Source organism: Gordonia sp. (in: high G+C Gram-positive bacteria), assembly GCF_020438995.1.
Classification (GTDB): domain Bacteria; phylum Actinomycetota; class Actinomycetes; order Mycobacteriales; family Mycobacteriaceae; genus Gordonia.
Genome location: NZ_JAGQTN010000024.1, coordinates 86,043 through 105,129, shown reverse-complemented (window position 1 = coordinate 105,129; position 19,087 = coordinate 86,043). Strand labels below are relative to the sequence as shown.

Sequence of the window (19,087 nt, the reverse complement as noted above, 5' to 3'; positions counted from 1 at the left end):
ATGGTGGTCTCAGTCGGCCCGTACTGATTGTGGACACCGACCGACCATTCCTCGGTGACCTGGGCGGCCACCGACGGTGGCAGTGCCTCACCACCGACGGACACCTTGGCCAGTGTCTTGGCCCACGCAGGAGCCCCGCCGGGCAGATCCGGGCCGAGCGTCTCGGCCATCATGGCCATTAACGACGGAACAACCATCATGGCCGTGACGCCGAACCTCGCGATCGCCGCGGCCAGCGCCTGCGGGTCGCGATGCTCGCCGGGTTCTAACAGCACCAGCGGTGTTCCGTCGATGATCGGCCGCACGAACTCCAGCACCGCCGGATCGAAGGTGTACTCGAGCGCCTGCAAGAACACGTCGTCAGGCCCGAAGCCGTAGTGCGCGCGGTCGGCGCAGACCTCGACCATCAGCGAGCGGTGGCTCACGGTCACCCCCTTGGGGCGGCCCGTCGATCCGGAGGTGAACATCGTGTAGGCGGCATTGTCCGGGCGCAGCGGGGCGTTCCGATCGACGTCGGTCACCGCGGGGGCGGCGGGTACGGCGTCGCCGGAGCAGTCGACGGCGATCATCCGGACGCCGTCGGAACCCGCGAGCACCCGGACGCCGTCGGAGCCGGCGAGCACCCGGACGCCGTCGGAGCCGGCGAGCACCCGGACGCCGTCGGAGCCGGCGATGCCCGCCGCGCCGGCGGCATTCCCGGTGAGCAGCACCGACGCGCCGGAGGTGGCCAGGATGTAACCGACCCGGTCGGCGGGCGCGTCGGGAGCGATGGGCACGAACTGTCCGCCGGCTGCCCACACCGCGTGCACGGCCACCACCATCTCAACCGAACGCTCGAACCGGATGCCGACCGCGGTGTCGGGACCGACACCCACCGAGATGAGTTCGCGCGCCAGCGCATTCACCCGATCACCCAGTTCGGCGTAGCTGACCGACCGGTCCCCGGAACACACCGCGATCTGCTCCGGCGCCGAGGCGACACATCTGCGCAGCAACCCGGTAACCGAGTCCGCTCCGACGTCGACCGTTCCCCCGGACGCGGCGTCGAGCAGTCTGCGCTCATCGGTCGCAGTCATCAGGTCGGCGTCGCCCACCACGGCGTCGGGGTCGGCGGTCAGGCCGTCGAGCAGCCGGACCAGCCGCTCGGCGAACCCGGCCATCGTGAAGTCGTCGAACAGGTCGGTGGCGTAGGTGATGGATCCGGCCCAGTCGGTACCGTCCGCCGATGGCGACAGCACCACCTCGATATCGAGTTTGGCCGGTGCCGACGGCGGATCCAGCGGCTGCACCCGGACCCCGGCGACGGACAGCTCCGCGCCGATCCCGGCCTGCGGGTCGAACGAGAGCGACACCTGCGCCAGCGGTGAGAATGCCTCGCTCCGAACCGGATTGAGCGCCTCCACGACCACCTCGAACGGCACGTCGGCGTTCGCGTAGGCATCCAGATCGATGCCCCTGACCTGGCGCAGCAGTTCGGTGAACGAATCGTGCTGATCGACCTGGGTGCGCAGCACGAGCGTGTTGACGAACATGCCGACGAGCGGGTCGAGGACTTGCTGACCGCGACCGGCGACCGGCGCCGCGATCGCGATGTCGTCGGTGGCGCTCAGCCGCGACAGGAGCACGGCCAGCGCCGCGTGCACCACCATGAACGGGGTGGCCCGGTGGCGGCGTGCGACCTCATCGATCTCGGCACCGACGGCCGCCGGGAGCGTGAAACCGACTCGCGCACCGCGATGGGAGGCAACGACGGGCCGCGGGCGGGCGCCGGCGATGTCGAGCACCTCGGGCAGCCCGTCGAGCCGGTCGCGCCAGCGCTCAAGCTGGCGCCCCACCACCGAATCGGGAACGATACGCTCGCCGGTCCCTGGATCGATCCGGATCCGTTGCGCCGCTTCAGGATCACCGAGCACCCGATGCTGCCACACTGCGAAGTCGGCGAACTGCACCGGCAGCGGCTCCCACGCCGGCGCGGCCCCGCCGCTGCGGGCGGCGAAGGCGGTCACCACGTCGGCCACCAGCGGCGGCATCGACTCGCCGTCGACCGCGATGTGGTGGGCGACGACGGCGAGCAGGTACTCGCCGGACGCCTGCTCGTACAGCCGCACCCGCAGCGGCCAGGTCTTGGACACGTCGAAACCGGTGGAGACGGCGGCCACGATGTCGGCCTCGGAGTCGACGACCCGCCAGACCTCGCTCCGGTCGAACTCGTCGAGTTGCCCGACGACCTGCCGGGGCTCGCCGTCGACCGCCGGGAACGACGTGCGCAACACCTCGTGCCGGGCGATCACATCTCGCACCGCTTCGCGCAGGGCGGTGGTGTCGACGGAGCCGGTCAGCCGCAGTACCGCGGGCACGTTGTAGGTGGCCTCTGTGGGGTCGAACTGGTTGATGAACCACAGCCTGGCCTGGGCGAACGACAACGGGATGACGTCCGGGCGCGGATCGATCGCGGTGATCGGAGGCAAGACCCGGTCGTGGCCGGCAACCTCGGCGACGAGGCCGCGAACCGTGTCGGCGGAGAACACATCGCGCACTGTCACCGTGACACCGAGCGCGTCGCCGGCGCGCGCTGCCAGGCGCATCGCGGCCAGCGAGTTGCCGCCCAGGTCGAAGAACGACGACGTGACGCTCACCCTGTCGACACCGAGGACGTCGGCGAACACCTGCGCGACGAGTTCCTCGGCGTCGGAGGCGGGTTCGGTGAAGTCGTCGCCGGGGACGCCGAACTCGGGTTCCGGCAACAGTTTTCGGTCGAGCTTTCCGGAGGCGCTGAGCGGCACGTCGGCGAGTGGCACCCATGCGGTCGGCACCATGAATTCCGGCAGTCGCAGCGCGGCGAACGCCGTGACGCCGGCGACGTCTACATCGGCAGGCGTCAGATATCCGGCCAGCACCTGGTCCCCGGCGGGGGTGGTGACGACGGCAGCGGCGGCGTGCACCACGCCGGGCGCGGCGGCCAGCACCGCCTCGACCTCACCGAGCTCGAGTCGCTGACCGCGCAGCTTGACCTGAAAGTCTGTACGGCCCAAGTATTCCAGTGCGTCGGAAGCAGTCCAGCGCACCAGGTCGCCGGTGCGATAGAGGCGTCCGCCATCGGGGCCCAGCGGATCGGCGACGAACCGTTCGGCGGTCAGGTCCGGGCGCGCGGCGTAGCCACGGGCCAGCTGCACACCGCCGAGATACAGTTCGCCGATCACGCCCGGGGGCACCGGGTGCAGGCGTTCGTCGAGCACGAGCGTCGTCGTGTTGGGTACGGGCGTACCGATCGGGATGACCTCGTCGCCGACCCGTGCTTCATGGGCGGTGACGTCGACCGCGGCCTCGGTGGGTCCGTACAGGTTGATCAGCCGCACCGCGGGCACCCCGGTGAGCAGAGCCCGTGCGGACGAAGTCCCGAGCGCCTCCCCGGAGGTGAACACGACCCGTAGCGATGTCAGCTCCGCGAGACCGTCCGCGCCGAGGACATCGGTGAACGCCGACAGCATCGACGGCACGAAGTGCATCACGGTGATCTGTTCTGCTCGTACGAGAGCGGCCAGATAGTCCGCGTCGCCATGTCTGCCGGGTGCGGCGATGACCAGCGGCGACCCGATGACCAACGGCAGCAGCAGTTCCCACACCGACACGTCGAAGGTCGCCGGGGTCTTCTGCACGAACACGTCGGAAGCCGACAGCCCGTACTGCTCGCGCATCCACTCCAACCGGTTGCGCAGCGCCCGGTGCGAGACCGTGACGCCCTTGGGCTGCCCCGTCGACCCCGAGGTGAACAGGGTGTATGCGGCGTGGTCCGGACGCAGCGGCGCCAGACGCTCTGCGTCGCAGACCGCTGCTGCCGAGTCCGGATGGATCTCGCCGGAACAGTCGACGACGACCGTCCCGACTCCCTCGGGCAGGTTGGTGACACCGGAGCCTGCCACCAGGACGAGGCCCGCGCCCGCGGTGTCCAGCATGTAGCGGACCCGTTCGGCGGGCGCATCGGCCGCGATCGGCACGTACTGGCCGCCGGCGGCGAGCACCGCGTGCACGGCGACGAGCAGTTCGACGCTGCGGTCGATCAGCACGGCGACCGCGGTATCGGGGCCGACACCCAGCGTTATCAGTTGCCTCGCAAGGGTATTGACGCGTGAACCGAACTCAGCGTAAGTCACCGTACGGGAGTCGTGGCGCAGCGCCGGACTGTCCGGGGAGCTGACGGCGCGAGCCCCGATCACATCGACGACGGTGCCGGGCGGCACCGGCTGCGCCGATCCCTGCGACGCGGCCAGGACCGCGGATCGTTCAGCGGCGTCGACGATTCCGGCCTCCCCCACCGGCAGCCCGGGATCGGCGGTGAGCACCTCGAGCAGTGCGACGAACCGCCGCAGCATCGTCGCGGCCGTCGGCTCGGTGAACAGATCGGTGGCGTAGGTCAGGGCCAGCGACCACGGATCGCCGGCGGCCGCGGTCGACACGATCACCGACAGGTCCAGTTGCGCGGGAATCACCGGCAGCCCGACCGGGCTGAATTCCAGGCCGCCCACCGCGATGTCGGCGCCGGCGGCAGAGGCCGCCGGATCGAACGACAGCAGCACCTGTGCGAGCGGCGAGAAGGCCTCGGAACGAACAGGATCCAGTGCCTCGACGACCGATTCGAAGGGGGCCTCCGAATGCCCGAACGCGTCGAGGTCGACGCCCCGCACCGCGTGCAGGAACTCGGTGAACGTCTCGCCCGAGAAGGTCTGGGTACGCAGTACCAGGGTGTTGACGAACATGCCGACGAGCGGTTCGAGGACGGCCTGGCCGCGGCCGGCGATCGGGGTGGCGACGGCGATGTCGTGAGTTGCGCTGAGTCGGGCCAGCAGGACCGCGAGCGCCGCGTGCACCACCATGAACGGGGTGGCGTCATGGGTACGCGCCACCTCCAGGATCTGTGCCGCCACCGCGGCCGGCACCTCACCGCGGACCTGGGCGCCGTGGTAGGAGGCAACCTTGGGCCGGCGATGATCCGCGGGCAGGTTCAGCACATCCGGCAGACCCGCCAATTGTTCACGCCAGTAGGCCAATTGGCGAGCCACCACCGAGCCCGGATCGCCGGCACCGCCGAGCGCCCGGTGCTGCCAGATGGCGTAGTCGGCGAACTGCACGGCCAGCGGAGCGAATTCCGGTGCGCGCCCGTCGATCCGGGCGGCATATGCGGCAAGCAGATCACTCACCAGCGGCAGCACGGATTCGCCGTCGACGCCGATATGATGGCCGACGACGGCCAGCAGATGCCGTGAGGCGTCCTCCGGGTCGGCCGAAATACGCACCCGCAAAGGCCAATCCGTGGTCACGTCGAAACCCTCGGAGATGGCGCCCAGCAGTTCGCCGGGCGACCCGGCCACCCGCCACACGTCACGGGCGTCGAGTTCGGCTACGTCACCGACGAGCTGGAACGGTTCACCGTCCGGGGCGGGGAACGAAGTGCGCAGGATCTCATGGCGGGCGACGAGATCGCCGACCGCCAGCCGCAGCGCTCCGATGTCCAGCGGTCCCGACACCCGAAGCACCGCGGGAATGTTGTAGGCGGGCGAGGTGGTATCGAGCTGATTGATGAACCACATCCGTGCCTGGGCGAACGACAGCGGCACCCTGGCCGGTCGCGGCACCACCGCCACCACCGCGCCGAGTCCCGCGTCGGCGCCGGCCACCCGCTCGGCGAAGCCGCGTACCGTGGGTGCCTCGAACAGGTCGCGCAGGTTCAGGTCGACACCCATGTCGTCGCAGACGCGGGCGACGATGCGCGCCGCCAGCAGCGAGTTGCCGCCCATGTCGAACACGGACTCGACGACGCTGATCTTCTCCAGCCCCAGTACCTCGGCGAAGATCTTCGCCAGCGTGGCCTCGGCATCGGTTGCGGGTGCGACGAATTCGACCGCTGACACCAGGACCGGCGCCGGCAGTGCCCGGCGGTCGAGCTTGCCGTTCACATTGAGCGGAAGCTCATCGAGTACCGTGATCACGTCCGGCACCATGTACTCGGGAACCTTGCCCGCGACAACACGTTTGATATCCGCGGGGACCAGTTCACCGGCCGCCGAGCCCGCGGTGACATAGCCGACGAGCTGATCGGGGAAACCGTCGCGCGAATGTACGGCCGCCGCCGCCGCGCTGACCCCATCCGCGGCCAGCAGCGCGGCCTCCACCTCGCCGAGCTCGATCCGGAAGCCGCGCAGCTTCACCTGGTCGTCGGCGCGGCCGAGGTATTCGATGCCGCCGTCACGGATCAGCGCGACGTCGCCGGTCTGGTACATGCGGTCGCCCGGGCTGCCGAAGGGGTCGGCGACGAACCGGGTGGCGGTCAGTTCGTACCGGTCGGCATAGCCGCGGGCGAGTTGCCCACCGGCCAGGTACAGGTGCCCGGGCACCCCGTCGGGTGCCTTGACGAGCCGTGAGTCGAGCACGTACGCACGCACACCGGGCAGTGCGGCGCCGATGTCGCTCGCCGATGTGGCCGCCACGAAATCCGGGGTCAGCTCGCGGCGGGTGGAGTAGACGGTGGCCTCGGTAGGCCCGTACATATTGTTCAGCTGCGGTCCGGCGCTGCCCTCGCAGCGTTCCCGATCGGCGAACCAGCGCCGAACCTGCAGGAAGTCGAGTGCCTCACCGGCCAGGATCATCGACCGCACCGACGCGGGGAATGTGCGGACCGACGGCTCCCGCACGGCCTCGGCCAACTGGTAGAACGCCGACGGTGTCATGTTGATCACCGTCACCCGCTCGGCGTCGAGCACCCGCACCAGATCCGGCGGCGTCCGCGTGGTCAGGTAGTCCAGAACCACCAGGCGACCGCCCCAGCACAGCGACACCCAGACCTCGCTGACCGAGACGTCGAAGGCATAGGAGGTGTACATCGCCCACACGTCGTCGGGCGAGTAGTCGTATTCGCGGCCCATCGCCGACAGCAGATTGACCACGTCGGCATGGCTGATGACCACGCCTTTCGGGCGGCCGGTGGACCCGGAGGTGTACATGACGTAGGCAGGGTGCGCGCTGTCGATCCGGGTGGGCAGCGCGGCCCGGTGGTCGTCGGTGGCCAGGGCGCGCTGCCCGGCGACGGTGACCAGTTCGGCACCGAGGCCGGACCATTGCCCGATGGTCGCTTCGTCGGTGAGCACCAGAACCGGGTCGGCGTCGTCGACGACCATCTGCAGGCGGTCGACCGGGTGGGTCTGATCGAGTGGCAGGTAACCCGCCCCGGTCTTGACCACGGCCAGCAGTGCGACGACCAGGTCGATGCTGCGGGGCAGGGCGACGCCGACCAGCTTCTCGGGTCCGGCGCCGGCGGCCAGCAGGCCGGCGGCCAGATCGTCGGACAAACCGTCGAGCTCGGTATAGGTGACCGTGCGTCCGTGTTCGTCGGTGAGGGCGGTGCGCTCCCCGAAGCGGGCCGCCACCGACCGGAAGATACCGGGCAGGGAGGCGAGGTCGGTGCTGCCCGCGTAGCCGAGGGCTCGCGCCCGGATCGCGGCCACCGTCTCCCTGGTCTGTGCGGCCACGGCCTCGGGCGATAGTCCCGCGACCGGGAGGGCGGGGGTCACCGCGGCCCCGACGGCCGCGTCGGTGTCGATGCCCTGAGCTGCGAGAACCCTGGCGGTCAGCGACAGTTGTGTGTTGAGCTGCGCGAACGACACGGGTCCGGCGACACCGTCGACGGCGACCGAGTCTGGCGCAATCGTCGCGGCGAACGCCACCAGGTCCACCGTCGCCGGGGCAGGACCCCAGACACGGCTGAACGCGGCAGCAACCTCACCCACACCCGTCACGCCAAACCAGCTCCCCTCACATCTGTCTCCACCGTGCGGCGTACCGACGGACTCAACGACATCAACCGTCCGACGATACGCCACTGTCCGATCGCCGATACGTTCACCGGTCCAAATCCCCGGCCGTATCATGAATGCGGATATTGCCCGACTTATCAATCTGTGCCCGCAGCCCGGTGGCGAAGATCCGGTCGCCCGGTCCGCCCGCGGGGTCGGCGACGAAGACCATCGACGTCGACGCGGCGTCACCGGGATAGCCCGTGCCCAGCCCGTTGCCGCCGACATAGAGGGCGCCCTCCACGCCGGTGTCGACGGCCGCCAGGCGGTCGTCGAGCACCCGGACGACGACACCGTCGACAGGCTTGCCCACCCCGACGTCCTTGCCCGGGCGCAACCTCGCCGCCGTCGCCGCCCCGGCCACCTCTGCGGGCCCGAACAGGGTGAACATCCGCCGACCGCGTGTCTTCCACGGTCCGGACAGCTCCGCGGCACCGGGCTCGCCGACGAACGTCAGATTCCGCACCGACTCCAGCAGCTCCGGGTCGATCGCCTTCAGATCGGCGAATGAAGTCCACAGGTCCGTCACGGCGTGGCGGGCGATCGCGGCGCCGATGCGGTCACCGGCCCCCGGGATACCGGGAACGAGCACCAGGGTGTGTCCCGCGGCGATCGCGGCGAGCGACTCGCGCAGTGCGCCGATCGTGCCCGGTGTGGCCGTCGCGACGATCCGCGTATCGGGGTCGGTGGCAAGCGTGCCGGTGACTTTCAGGTTCTCCGCCACCACCATCGATAGTCCCGCGTGGGTCAACGCCACCGGCGGTGCGCCGGCGCCTTGCCATGCCAGCACCGCGACGCCGGCGGGATGTACGGGAGCGGTGCGTTCGGTGGCGGTGATCGGCGCGGACGACAGCGCGGCATCGTCGAGGTCGGCGATGCCGCCTTGCTCGATGCCGTCCGGGCCGCCCGGCCCGATCCACAGCCGCACCCGCGGCCAATAGGACGGGAGAGCCATACCCGCCGCGTCGCCGCCTGCGCCCAGAGGGGCCGCACCCGACTTGAGGACACCCCAGGTGGCGACCACCTCGTCCACGGCCCCGATCGGCCCGACGACGACGACATCGCCCGGGCCGACACCGCGGGCGATCAGGGCCCGCGCCACCCGGTTGGTGCGTGCCTCGAACTCGGCGTACCCGATGTTGATGCCGTCGCCGAGCAGTGCCGGATGACCGGGATCGAGGTCACGGGCGGCGAGCAGGCCGGGGAGGGTGGCCGGGTCGGCCGGTTGCCCGGTATCCTGCGAGAACGTATCGAGGATGTCGATATCGCCGATCGCCGGGTCGGCGGGGTTGTCACCCACGGAGCCGCTCCTCACGATCGCTTCGAGGATGCGTTCCCACACCAGGCCGAACCGGACGATACTGGCTTCGTCGAACAGTGCTGTCGCGTAGGTGATTTCGACCTCGGTATGCCCGGAACCCTCGTGCACGCTCAGCATCAGGTCAGTCTTCGCCTCAACGACATCGGGTACTACCGGCTCAACCGTCAGGTCACCTCCCGCCCTACTGCCCACCGTGCGCGCCGCGTCGAAGATCTCCAGGTCACCTGAGGTGTAGGTGAGGGCGATCTGGAACAACGGGGAGTAGGCCGTGGGCCGGTCGGGCACAAGCAGGTCGACCAGTTGGTCGAACTGCACCTCGGAGTAGGCGAACGCGTCAAGGTCGATGCGCCGGGCCACCGCCAGGGCCTCGGTGACCGTGGCCGCCGGATCGAACGCCGTCCGCAGGACGAGCGTATTGACGAACATCCCGACAACGCGGTCGAGCGCCCGGTCTGCCCGGCCCGCGATCGGCGTGCCGATCACCACATCCCACACCCCGGTCATCCGTGCGACGGTCAGCGCGAGAGCGGTGTGGAACACGATGAACGGAGTCACCCGGTGGTGTGCCGCGCACGGGGCGACCGCGGCGGCGATGTCCGCGCGCACCGTCAGGCGCACCACGCCGGCGCCGGCGTCCGCCACCGCCGGACGTGGCCGGTCCATGGGCAGGTCGGTAACCGCCGGCAGACCTGCCAGATGCCGGAGCCAGTAGCCCAGCTGGCCGCCCGGAACCCCGTGATCGTTTGTACCGCCGAGGATCTCGCGCTGCCACAGGGCGAAGTCGGCGTACTGCACCGGCAGCGGCTCCCAATCGGGCGCGCCGCCGGCGGCGCGCGCGGCATACGCCGTCACCAGATCCTGGAGCAGGACCCGCACGGATTCGCCGTCGCACGCGATGTGGTGGACGACGACCAGGATCTCCGATTCGGCACTGTCCGCATCCCGGAAGAACCGCACCCGCACGGGCAGATCGGCGTCGACGTGGAAACCCGCCACGGCCGCACCCCGCAGTTCGGCGGGATCGGCAACGATACGCCAATCAAGTTGCCATGCAGCCGATTCCGGATCCAGGATGTCCTGATAGGGCCCGGACTCGTCGGCCGGATACCTGGTACGCAGCACCTCGTGGCGGCCGAGGACGTCACCGAACGCCGCGCGGACCGCTACGGCGTCGACCGGTCCACGCATCCGCAGACCCAGCGGGATGTTGTACGCGCTGGACTCCGGATCGAGCCTGTTGACGAACCACATCCTGGTCTGCGCACCGGACAACGGGATCCGTTCGGGCCGGGTGACGGCCGACACGACCGGCGGCAGCGCGGAGCCGTTCCCCGACACCGCGGCCACCAGCTCACGCACGCTCGGTGCGGTGAACACATCACGCACCGACACGGTCACCCCGAGTGCGTCCGAGGCCCGTGCGGCCAGCCGCATCGCAGACAGTGAGTTACCGCCCAGATCGAAGAACGAGTCGGTGACCGACACCCGGTCGACGTCGAGAAGTTCGGCGAAGACCTGGGCCACAAGGGTTTCCGCCGGATTCTGCGGAGCCGCGTGAGCACCGGACCCGCCGGTCAGCTCGACGACGGGCAGCGCCGCACGGTCCAGCTTGCCGTTGGCGGTCAGCGGCAGGTCATCGAGCACGACGACGGCAGCGGGCACCATGTACGCCGGCACCCGCCGGGCAACCGCCGCGACCACCACATCCCGATCGACGGTGGCGCCCGGCTCGCGCACCACATATCCAACGATCGCGTCGCCGGCGAATCCGGTGACCGCACGATTCACGCCGTCGGCCGACTCCATCGCGGCCTCGATCTCACCGAGCTCGATCCGGAAACCACGTAGCATAACCTGAAAGTCGTTGCGGCCCAAGTATTCAATATCACTGCACTCAATATCACTGCACTCGATATCACCGCGCTTGCCGCCGTCCACGCGGCGGGCCGTGTCACCGGTCCGGTACATCCGCCGCCCGTCACCGGAGAACGGGTCGGCGACGAACCTTTCCGACGAGATGTCCGCGCGGCCGGTGTATCCCCGGGCCAATTGGTCACCGGATACGTAGATCTCACCGCGCACACCGACCGGCACGGGCCGAAGCCGGCTGTCGAGGATGTGAACTCGCAGCGACGACAGCGGCCGGCCGATCAGCGAGCGATCCCCGACCGGCACCGAATCCGGGGTCAGTTCACGGAAAGTGACGTGCACGGTGGTCTCGGTGATCCCGTACATGTTGATCAGGCGGGCCTGGTCGCCCGGGAACAGTTCCCACCAGCGCCGCACGCGCTGGGGACTGAGCGCCTCACCGCCGAACACCACATATCGCAGGGCGATCGGCCCGTGCCGGCGGCTGCGGGCGTCGATGAACGGGTAGAAGGCCGACGGGGTCTGACTCAGTACCGTCACGCGTTGTGCGGCTACGAGTTCGACCAGGAGGGCTGGGTCGCGCACCGTGTCGCGGTCGACGATCACGCACCGGCCACCGGTCGCCAGCGCACCCCACAGCTCCCAGACCGAGAAGTCGAATCCGTACGAATGGCACATCGTCCACACGTCTTCCGGACCGCAGTCGAAGTCGGCGGCCGCGGCGCCGAGCAGGGTCAGTACGTTTCGATGGGTGATCTCGACCCCCTTGGGTCGTCCCGTCGACCCAGAGGTGTAGATGACGTATGCCAGTGAATCCGGCTGCACCGCAACCGGAAGCGGGACAGCGACCGCTTCGCGCGCTGTGAGATCGGCGAGGTCGAGGCGGCGGGCCCGGCCTGCGGTGGCCTCCCACAGCGGATGGCCGTCCGTCGATGCGTCCGTCACGATCACCGACACCGCCGAATCGGTGACGTAGTAGTCCAGCCGTGCCACCGGATAGCTCATGTCCAGCGGGACGTACCCGGCGCCTGCCTTGAGCACGCCCAGGATGGCCACGGCCAGATCCACCGACCGGTCAGTGGCCACACCCACCGGATCACCCGGCCGCACACCGGAATCCACCAGGGCGGCGGCGACCGTGTCCGAGCGTGCGTCGAGCTGGGAGTAGGACAGTCCCGCATCCGTTCCGGCCGACACCGCGATCCGCTCGCCGTAGGCTCCGACGGACCGGGTGAACACGTCCACCAGAGACCCGGCGGCGGGCCCGGGCCGCGGCACCTCCTCGACCACCGGATGCGCGTGATCGGAGTCGATCAGAATGTCGGCATCACCGACGGCGGCCTCCGGGGCGGCGGTGACCGCGTCCAGGACGCGGACGAACCGCTCCATGATGGTCTCGACCGAAGAATCGTCGAACAGGTCGGTGGCGTAGCCGACCGCACACCGCCACGGCTCACCCGCGAGCCCGGTCTCGATGATGACGATCAGATCCAGCTGCGCGGGAATGTTCGGTGGACGCACCGGTTCTACGGTCAGGCCCGCGACCGTGATGTCCGCGTCGGCCACTGCCGCCGTCGGATCAAACGACAGCATCACCTGTGCCAGCGGCGAAAAAGCCTCCGACCGTACCGGATTCAGCGCCTCGACGACAGTCTCGAAGGGCGCGTCGGCGTGGGCGAAGGCGTCGAGGTCGACGTGCCGCACCTGCTCGAGCAGTTCGGTGAACCGGCCGGCGGGATCGACCTCGGTGCGCAGGACGAGGGTGTTGACGAACATGCCGACCAGCGGGTCGAGCACGGGCTGACCGCGCCCGGCGATCGGTGTGGCCACTGCGATGTCGGTGGTATCACTGAGCCGGGCCATCAGCACCGCGAACGCCGCGTGTACCACCATGAACGGGGTGGCGCCCAGATCTCTTGCGACAGAGTTGATCCGGTCGCCCACATCGGCGGGTATCGCGAACTCGACCCGGCCACCGGCCATCGACGCCACCGATGGCCGCGGACGGGTCGTGGGAAGCTCCAGGACGTCGGGCAGACCGGCGAGTTGGCCGCGCCAGTACTCGAGTTGACGCCCGATCACCGAGTGTTCGTCGGAAGCGGGACCGAGCACGTCGTGCTGCCAGACGGCGAAGTCGGCGAATTGCACCGCCAGCGGCGTGAATTCGGGTACATGTCCCTGCGCACGGGCCGTGTACGCCGCCACGAAGTCTCTGAGCAGCGGATGCAGTGATTCACCGTCGCCGGCGATGTGATGAATGATGACGGCGAGTACGTGCACGTCGCCGGACTTACGCCAGACGCACACCCGGATCGGCCACTGCTGCGCCACATCGAATCCCGTCGACACGGCGTCGAGCACCGCCTGCCGCGAATCGACGACCTGCCACACCCCGCGCGCGTCGAACTCCGCGGCCGAACCGATCCGCTGGCAAGGCACACCGTCGATCGCCGGGAAGGTGGTGCGCAGCACCTCGTGACGGTCGATGACGTCGATCATCGCCGCGCGGACCGCCGGTACGTCGAGTGCACCGGTGATCTTCAGGACGACGGGAATGTTGTAGGTCGGGGCGTCGGGGTCGAACCTGTTGATGAACCACATGCGCTGCTGCGCGAACGACACCGGGATCGGGTCGGGACGCACGGCGAGGGCGGTCACCGGCCCCGGGGCGAGCTCGTTGTCGGCCACCTGCTCGATCAGTTCCCGGACCGTCGGCGTGGCGAACACGTCGCGGATCGCCACCCCGACGCCCAGGACCACGGCGATCCGCGCCGCGAGCCTGGTCGCCGACAGCGAATTGCCGCCGATGTCGAAGAACGAATCGGTAACGCCGACCCTAGGCAGACCGAGGACCTCGGCGAACGCCTGGGCGACGAGGATCTCCTGGGCGGTCTCCGGCGCGGTGAAACCAGCTGTCGCGGCACCGAATTCGGGCACGGGCAAGGCCTCGCGGTCGAGCTTTCCGTTCGCGGTCAGCGGCAGGGCGTCGACGACCAGTACGGTGGCGGGCACCATGTACGCGGGTACGAGATCCGCGGCGCGTTCGCGCACCGCACCGACGTCGGGTTCGGCGCCGTCGGCGGCGACGACGTATCCGATGAGCTGCTCCCCGATCACCGGCATGTCCACGATGCGTGCCGCCGCGGCCACCACGCCCTCGGTGGCGAGCAGCCCGGCCTCGACCTCACCGAATTCGATCCGGAAGCCGCGCAACTGAACCTGCGAATCCGCACGGCCAAGATACTCGATATCCCCGTTTCCGTCGTCCCCCGCCACGCGCCGGGCGACGTCACCGGTTCGATACAGCCGCGATCCGGGCGGCCCGTACGGGTCGGCGACGAACCGGGTGGCGGTGAGGTCGGGGCGGGAAAGGTAGCCCTGCGCCAATTGTCCACCGGCCACGTACATCTCGCCGGCCACACCCATCGGTACCGGCCGCAGCCGGGCATCGAGGACGTGAATACCCAACGAGGACAGCGGCCTACCGATCAGCGATCCGTCACCCGCCGACACCGCCGCACGATCGAGCTCGCGGAAACTCACGTGCACAGTGGTTTCGGTGATGCCGTACATGTTGACCAGCCGGGCTTCATCGTCTCCGAACAGGTCGAACCAGCGCCGCACCTGCTCGAAACTCAGTGCCTCGCCGCCGAATACGATGTAGCGCACCGGCCACCGCCGACCCGCAGCACCGCGCCGACGCACGTCGATGAGCTGATAGAACGCCGACGGCGTCTGATTGAGTACCGTCACTCCTTCTGCCACAAGCAGATCCACGAACACTTCCGGGTCGCGGGCCAGGTCCCGATCGACGATGACGCAGCGCCCGCCGTGGAACAGCGGCCCCCACAGCTCCCACACCGAGAAGTCGAATGCGTAGGAATGGAACATCGTCCATACGTCGCCGGAACCGAAATCGAAGTCGGCCGACGCAGCATCGAGCAGGGTGAGCACGTCGCGGTGAGTCACCTCGACGCCCTTCGGCAGCCCCGTCGAACCCGACGTATAGATCACGTAGGCACGCGAATCAGACGGCACCGCAACGGAAACCGGATCATCAACGGCAACCCGGGGGGCCGAGATCAGGTCTGCGACGTCGGCAACGACAACGCCGTCGCCCGCCGCCTCCCAGAGCGGGTGGGCCGACGACGACGCGTCGGTCAGCACTACACCCACACCTGAGTCGGACACGATATGGGCCAGCCGCCCGACCGGATTGGTGAGGTCGAGCGGTACATAGGCCGCGCCCGCCCGCAAGATGCCGATGATCGAGGCGACCAGGTCCACCGACCTGGCGGTGGCGACCCCCACCAGATCACCGGCCCGGACACCGCGAGCGCGCAGTCCCGACGCGACCGCGCGGGATCGGGTATCCAATTCGGCATAGGTCAGCGACATCTCTCCCGCCGTCACCGCGATCGAATCAGGATGGGCTGCAGCGGAATCGGCGAATATCCCGGCCAGCGACGACTGTGCGTGCGCGGTGGCGGTCACCGGCGCGGGCAACCGTGCCAGCATCGCCCGGTCGCCGTCGGTCAGGATATCGACGTCACCGACGGCCATCGCCGGATCGGCGGTCAGCGCATCCAGAACACGGATGAACCGTTCGGCGAAGACCACCATCGTCGAACGGTCGAACAGGTCGGTCGCATAGCCGAGCGAACCGTGCCACAGACCCGAACCCGCCCCCGGAACCAGGGACACCGTCAGATCACGTTGCGCCGCCCGCTGCCCCGGATCCACGGCACGGACCTCGATCCCGGGCAGGGTGAGGTCCAAATCGGCCAGGTCACCGGTCGGATTGAACGACAGCATCACCTGGGCGAGCGGTTCGTACGCCTGTCCGGCATGCGGCACCAACTGCTCGACGATGTTCTCGAACGGCACGTCCGCATGCGCGAAGGCGTCGAGGTCGGTGGCTTTGACACAGTCCAGCAGCTCGTCCATCGTCAGTTCCGCGGACACCGCCGTACGCAGTACGAGTGTGTTCACGAACATACCCACGACCGGATCGAGCGCCGCCTGGCCGCGGCCGGCGATGGGTGTGGCGATGGCGATATCCCCGGATGCGCTGAGCCTGGCGAGCAACACGGCCAGACCGGCATGCACCACCATGAACGGTGTGACCCCCCGCCCGCGTGCCAGCGCATCGATCCGGCGGCCGACAGGAACGGGTATCTCGAATCCGACGCGGTCGCCCCGCCCGGACGCGACCGTCGGGCGCGGCCGGTCCGTGGGGAGTTCGAGAACATCGGGTACCCCCGCCAGCTGCTCGCGCCAATACCCGAACTGGCGACCGATGACCGAATCCACGTCGTCGACGGTGCCGAGCACCTCGCGCTGCCAGATCGCATAGTCCGCCATCTGGACCGCGAGCGGTTCGATGTCGGGCACCGCGCCGCGCGTCCGTGCGCCGTACGCCGTCAGCAGGTCCGACACCAGCGGCGCCAGCGATTCACCGTCGGCGGCGATGTGGTGCACGACGATCGCCAGCAGATGTTCGGCGACCCCGGTCCGGCAGACGCGGACCCGGATCGGCCAGTTCGTGGATACATCGAATCCGCGGCCGACCGCCTCATCGATCCCGGACCGATCCTCGACCACCGACCAATCAAGTTGCCCCGTAATCGATTCCGGGTCCGCGATGAGCTGGCAGGGCTGGTCGTCGCCGGGCGCGTCCCCAGCACCCGATCCGGTGGGTGCGAACACCGTGCGCAGCACCTCGTGACGGATGACGACGTCGACCACCGCCTGTCGCAGCGCCTCGACGTCCAGCGTGCCGGTGATACGCAGGACGAGCGGGATGTTGTATGCCGACGAGGCAGTGTCCAGCTGGTTGACGAACCACATCCGCGCCTGCGCGAACGACAGCGGAATCCGTTCGGGCCGTGGCGAAACCGCTGTCACCGCGGGCAATCCGGCGTTCGCCCGGGCCACCCGCACAGCGAGCCCCCGCACGGTGGGCTCATCGAACAGGTCGCGGAGGTTCAGGTCGACGCCGAACTCGTCGCACACCCGCGCCACTATCCTGGCCGCCAGCATCGAGTTGCCGCCGACGTCGAAGACCGACTCGACGACGCTCACCCGTTCCACACCGAGCACCCGCGCGCAGATCTGCTCGACGGTCACCTCGACGGAGCCTTGCGGGGCAACGTATTCCGCGGCGGCGCCGAAGACCGGCGCGGGCAATGCGCGCCGGTCGAGCTTGCCGTTCAGCGTCAGCGGCAGCCGTGCAAGGATCATCACCACGTCGGGAACCATGTAGTCGGGGAGCCGGGTGCGGACGAACTCCCGGACCGACTCGCCGGTGGCCCCGGCGCCCGTGACATAACCCACCAGTCGGTCGGTGGATCGCTCGTCGCCGTAGACGTCGGCGGCCGCGGCTACCACGCCGGGCGCCGCCGACATCACCGACTCCACCTCACCGAGTTCGATCCGATAGCCGCGCAGCTTCACCTGGTCGTCGGAGCGTCCCAGAAATTCCAGACTCCCGTCCCGCAGCAGGCCCACGTCGCCGGTAAGGTACATTCGGTCGCCGGCACCGCCGAAAGGGTCCGCGACGAAGCGTGCGGCGGTGAGCGCCGGACGATGCGCGTAGCCGTCGGCCAACTGGGCGCCGGCGAGGTACACATCTCCAGGCACCCCGTCGGGTACCGCCGCCAGCCGCGAATCCAGCACGTACAAGCGGGTTTCGGGCAGGGCGCCGCCCACATCGCCGGCCGGGGTCTCCTCGACGAACTCCCGCGTCAGTTCACGGCGCGTGGCATAGACGGTCGCCTCCGTCGGTCCGTACATATTGTTCAGGCGCGGCCCGATGACCCCTTCGGCATCACGATCGGCGAACCAGCGCCGTACCTGGGTGATGTCCAGTGCCTCCCCCGCGAGCATCATGATCCGCACGCACGAGGGAAAGCCCCCGCCGCGTACTGCACCGGCGATCTCGTAGAAGGCCGACGGGGTCATGTTGACCACCGACACCCCCTCGCGGCCCAGCATGGCCACGAAATCACCGGCCGATCGTGAGGTCAGGAAGTCGATCGCCACGAATCGTCCGCCGCACGCCAGGGACAGCCACATCTCGGCGACCGACACGTCGAAACCGAAGGATGTGAACCCCGCCCACACGTCGTCCGGCGATATGTCGTATTCACCGATCATCGTCGCCAGTAACGCCAGCACAGCGCGATGGGACACCGCCACGCCCTTGGGCACCCCCGTCGTACCCGAGGTGTACATGACGTACGCGGGCAGCCCCGGATCGATCCGCGTCGGCAACGCCGGCTCGCCGGTATCCCCATCGCCGCCGGCCAGGTCATCCCCGGCCAGGTCACTCGCCAGCACACACCGGACGTCCAACGCCGCCGACCAGCTGTCCACCACGGACGCGTCCGAGATCACCAGCACCGGTTCCGCGTCCGCCACCACGGTGCTGATCCGGTCGACCGGGTGACCGGTGTCGAGCGGCACATACCCGGCCCCGGCCTTGAGCACCGCCAATAGCACGGTGATCAGTTCGGCGCCCCGGTCGACACCCACACCCACCAATGTCCCGGTGCCCGCACCGCGCCGGAGCAGGCCCGCGGCGAGTTCATCGGAACGGGCGTCCAGTTCACGGTAGGTCAGCGCGGCACCCGAGGTGTCGACGACCGCGACCCGGTCCGGGTTCCGGGCGGCCACGACCCGCAGTACACCGGCCAGCGAGCCCAGATCGGCATGCCCGACCACCGATCGGGCCGACTCGCGAACCCGGGTGACCTCCTCGGGGACCCGTGCCGCCACACCGGCAGCATCACCACCGGCGCGCATCAGGACCGCCGTAAGGATGGCACCCACCGCGGCATCGGTATCCAGACCTTGCGCCACAAGGACTTCCGCGGTCACTGTAACTTGCTCATGCAACTGACCGAAGGTGAGCACCGGGGTGTCGGCCACCGCGACGCGGCCGGGATCAACCGCCGCGGCACACGCGATCAGGTCGACGGTCGAGGGCGCTGCCGATCCCCACACCCGCGAGAAAGCCAGCACGCTCTCACGACTATCTGTCATCCCCGGC

At 69.2% G+C, this 19,087-nt stretch carries 2 protein-coding genes; both read right to left on the bottom strand.

The features are described 5' to 3' along the window. A partial coding sequence (locus tag KDB67_RS02220) for a non-ribosomal peptide synthetase (protein WP_291011849.1) occupies window positions 1-7,787 on the bottom strand: 7,787 nt, incomplete at its 3' end. A 103-nt stretch (window positions 7,788-7,890) separates the two neighbouring features. Beyond that, on the bottom strand, window positions 7,891-19,080 hold the full coding sequence (locus KDB67_RS02215; protein ID WP_291011847.1) for a non-ribosomal peptide synthetase: 11,190 nt from the start codon (window positions 19,078-19,080) through the stop codon (window positions 7,891-7,893). Window positions 19,081-19,087: the final 7 nt, after the last annotated feature.

Bases quoted from the DNA above. Each gene is read 5' to 3' on its own strand.
- KDB67_RS02215 (WP_291011847.1), bottom strand. From the start codon at position 19,080: ATGACAGATAGTCGTGAGAGCGTGCTGGCTTTCTCGCGGGTGTGGGGA.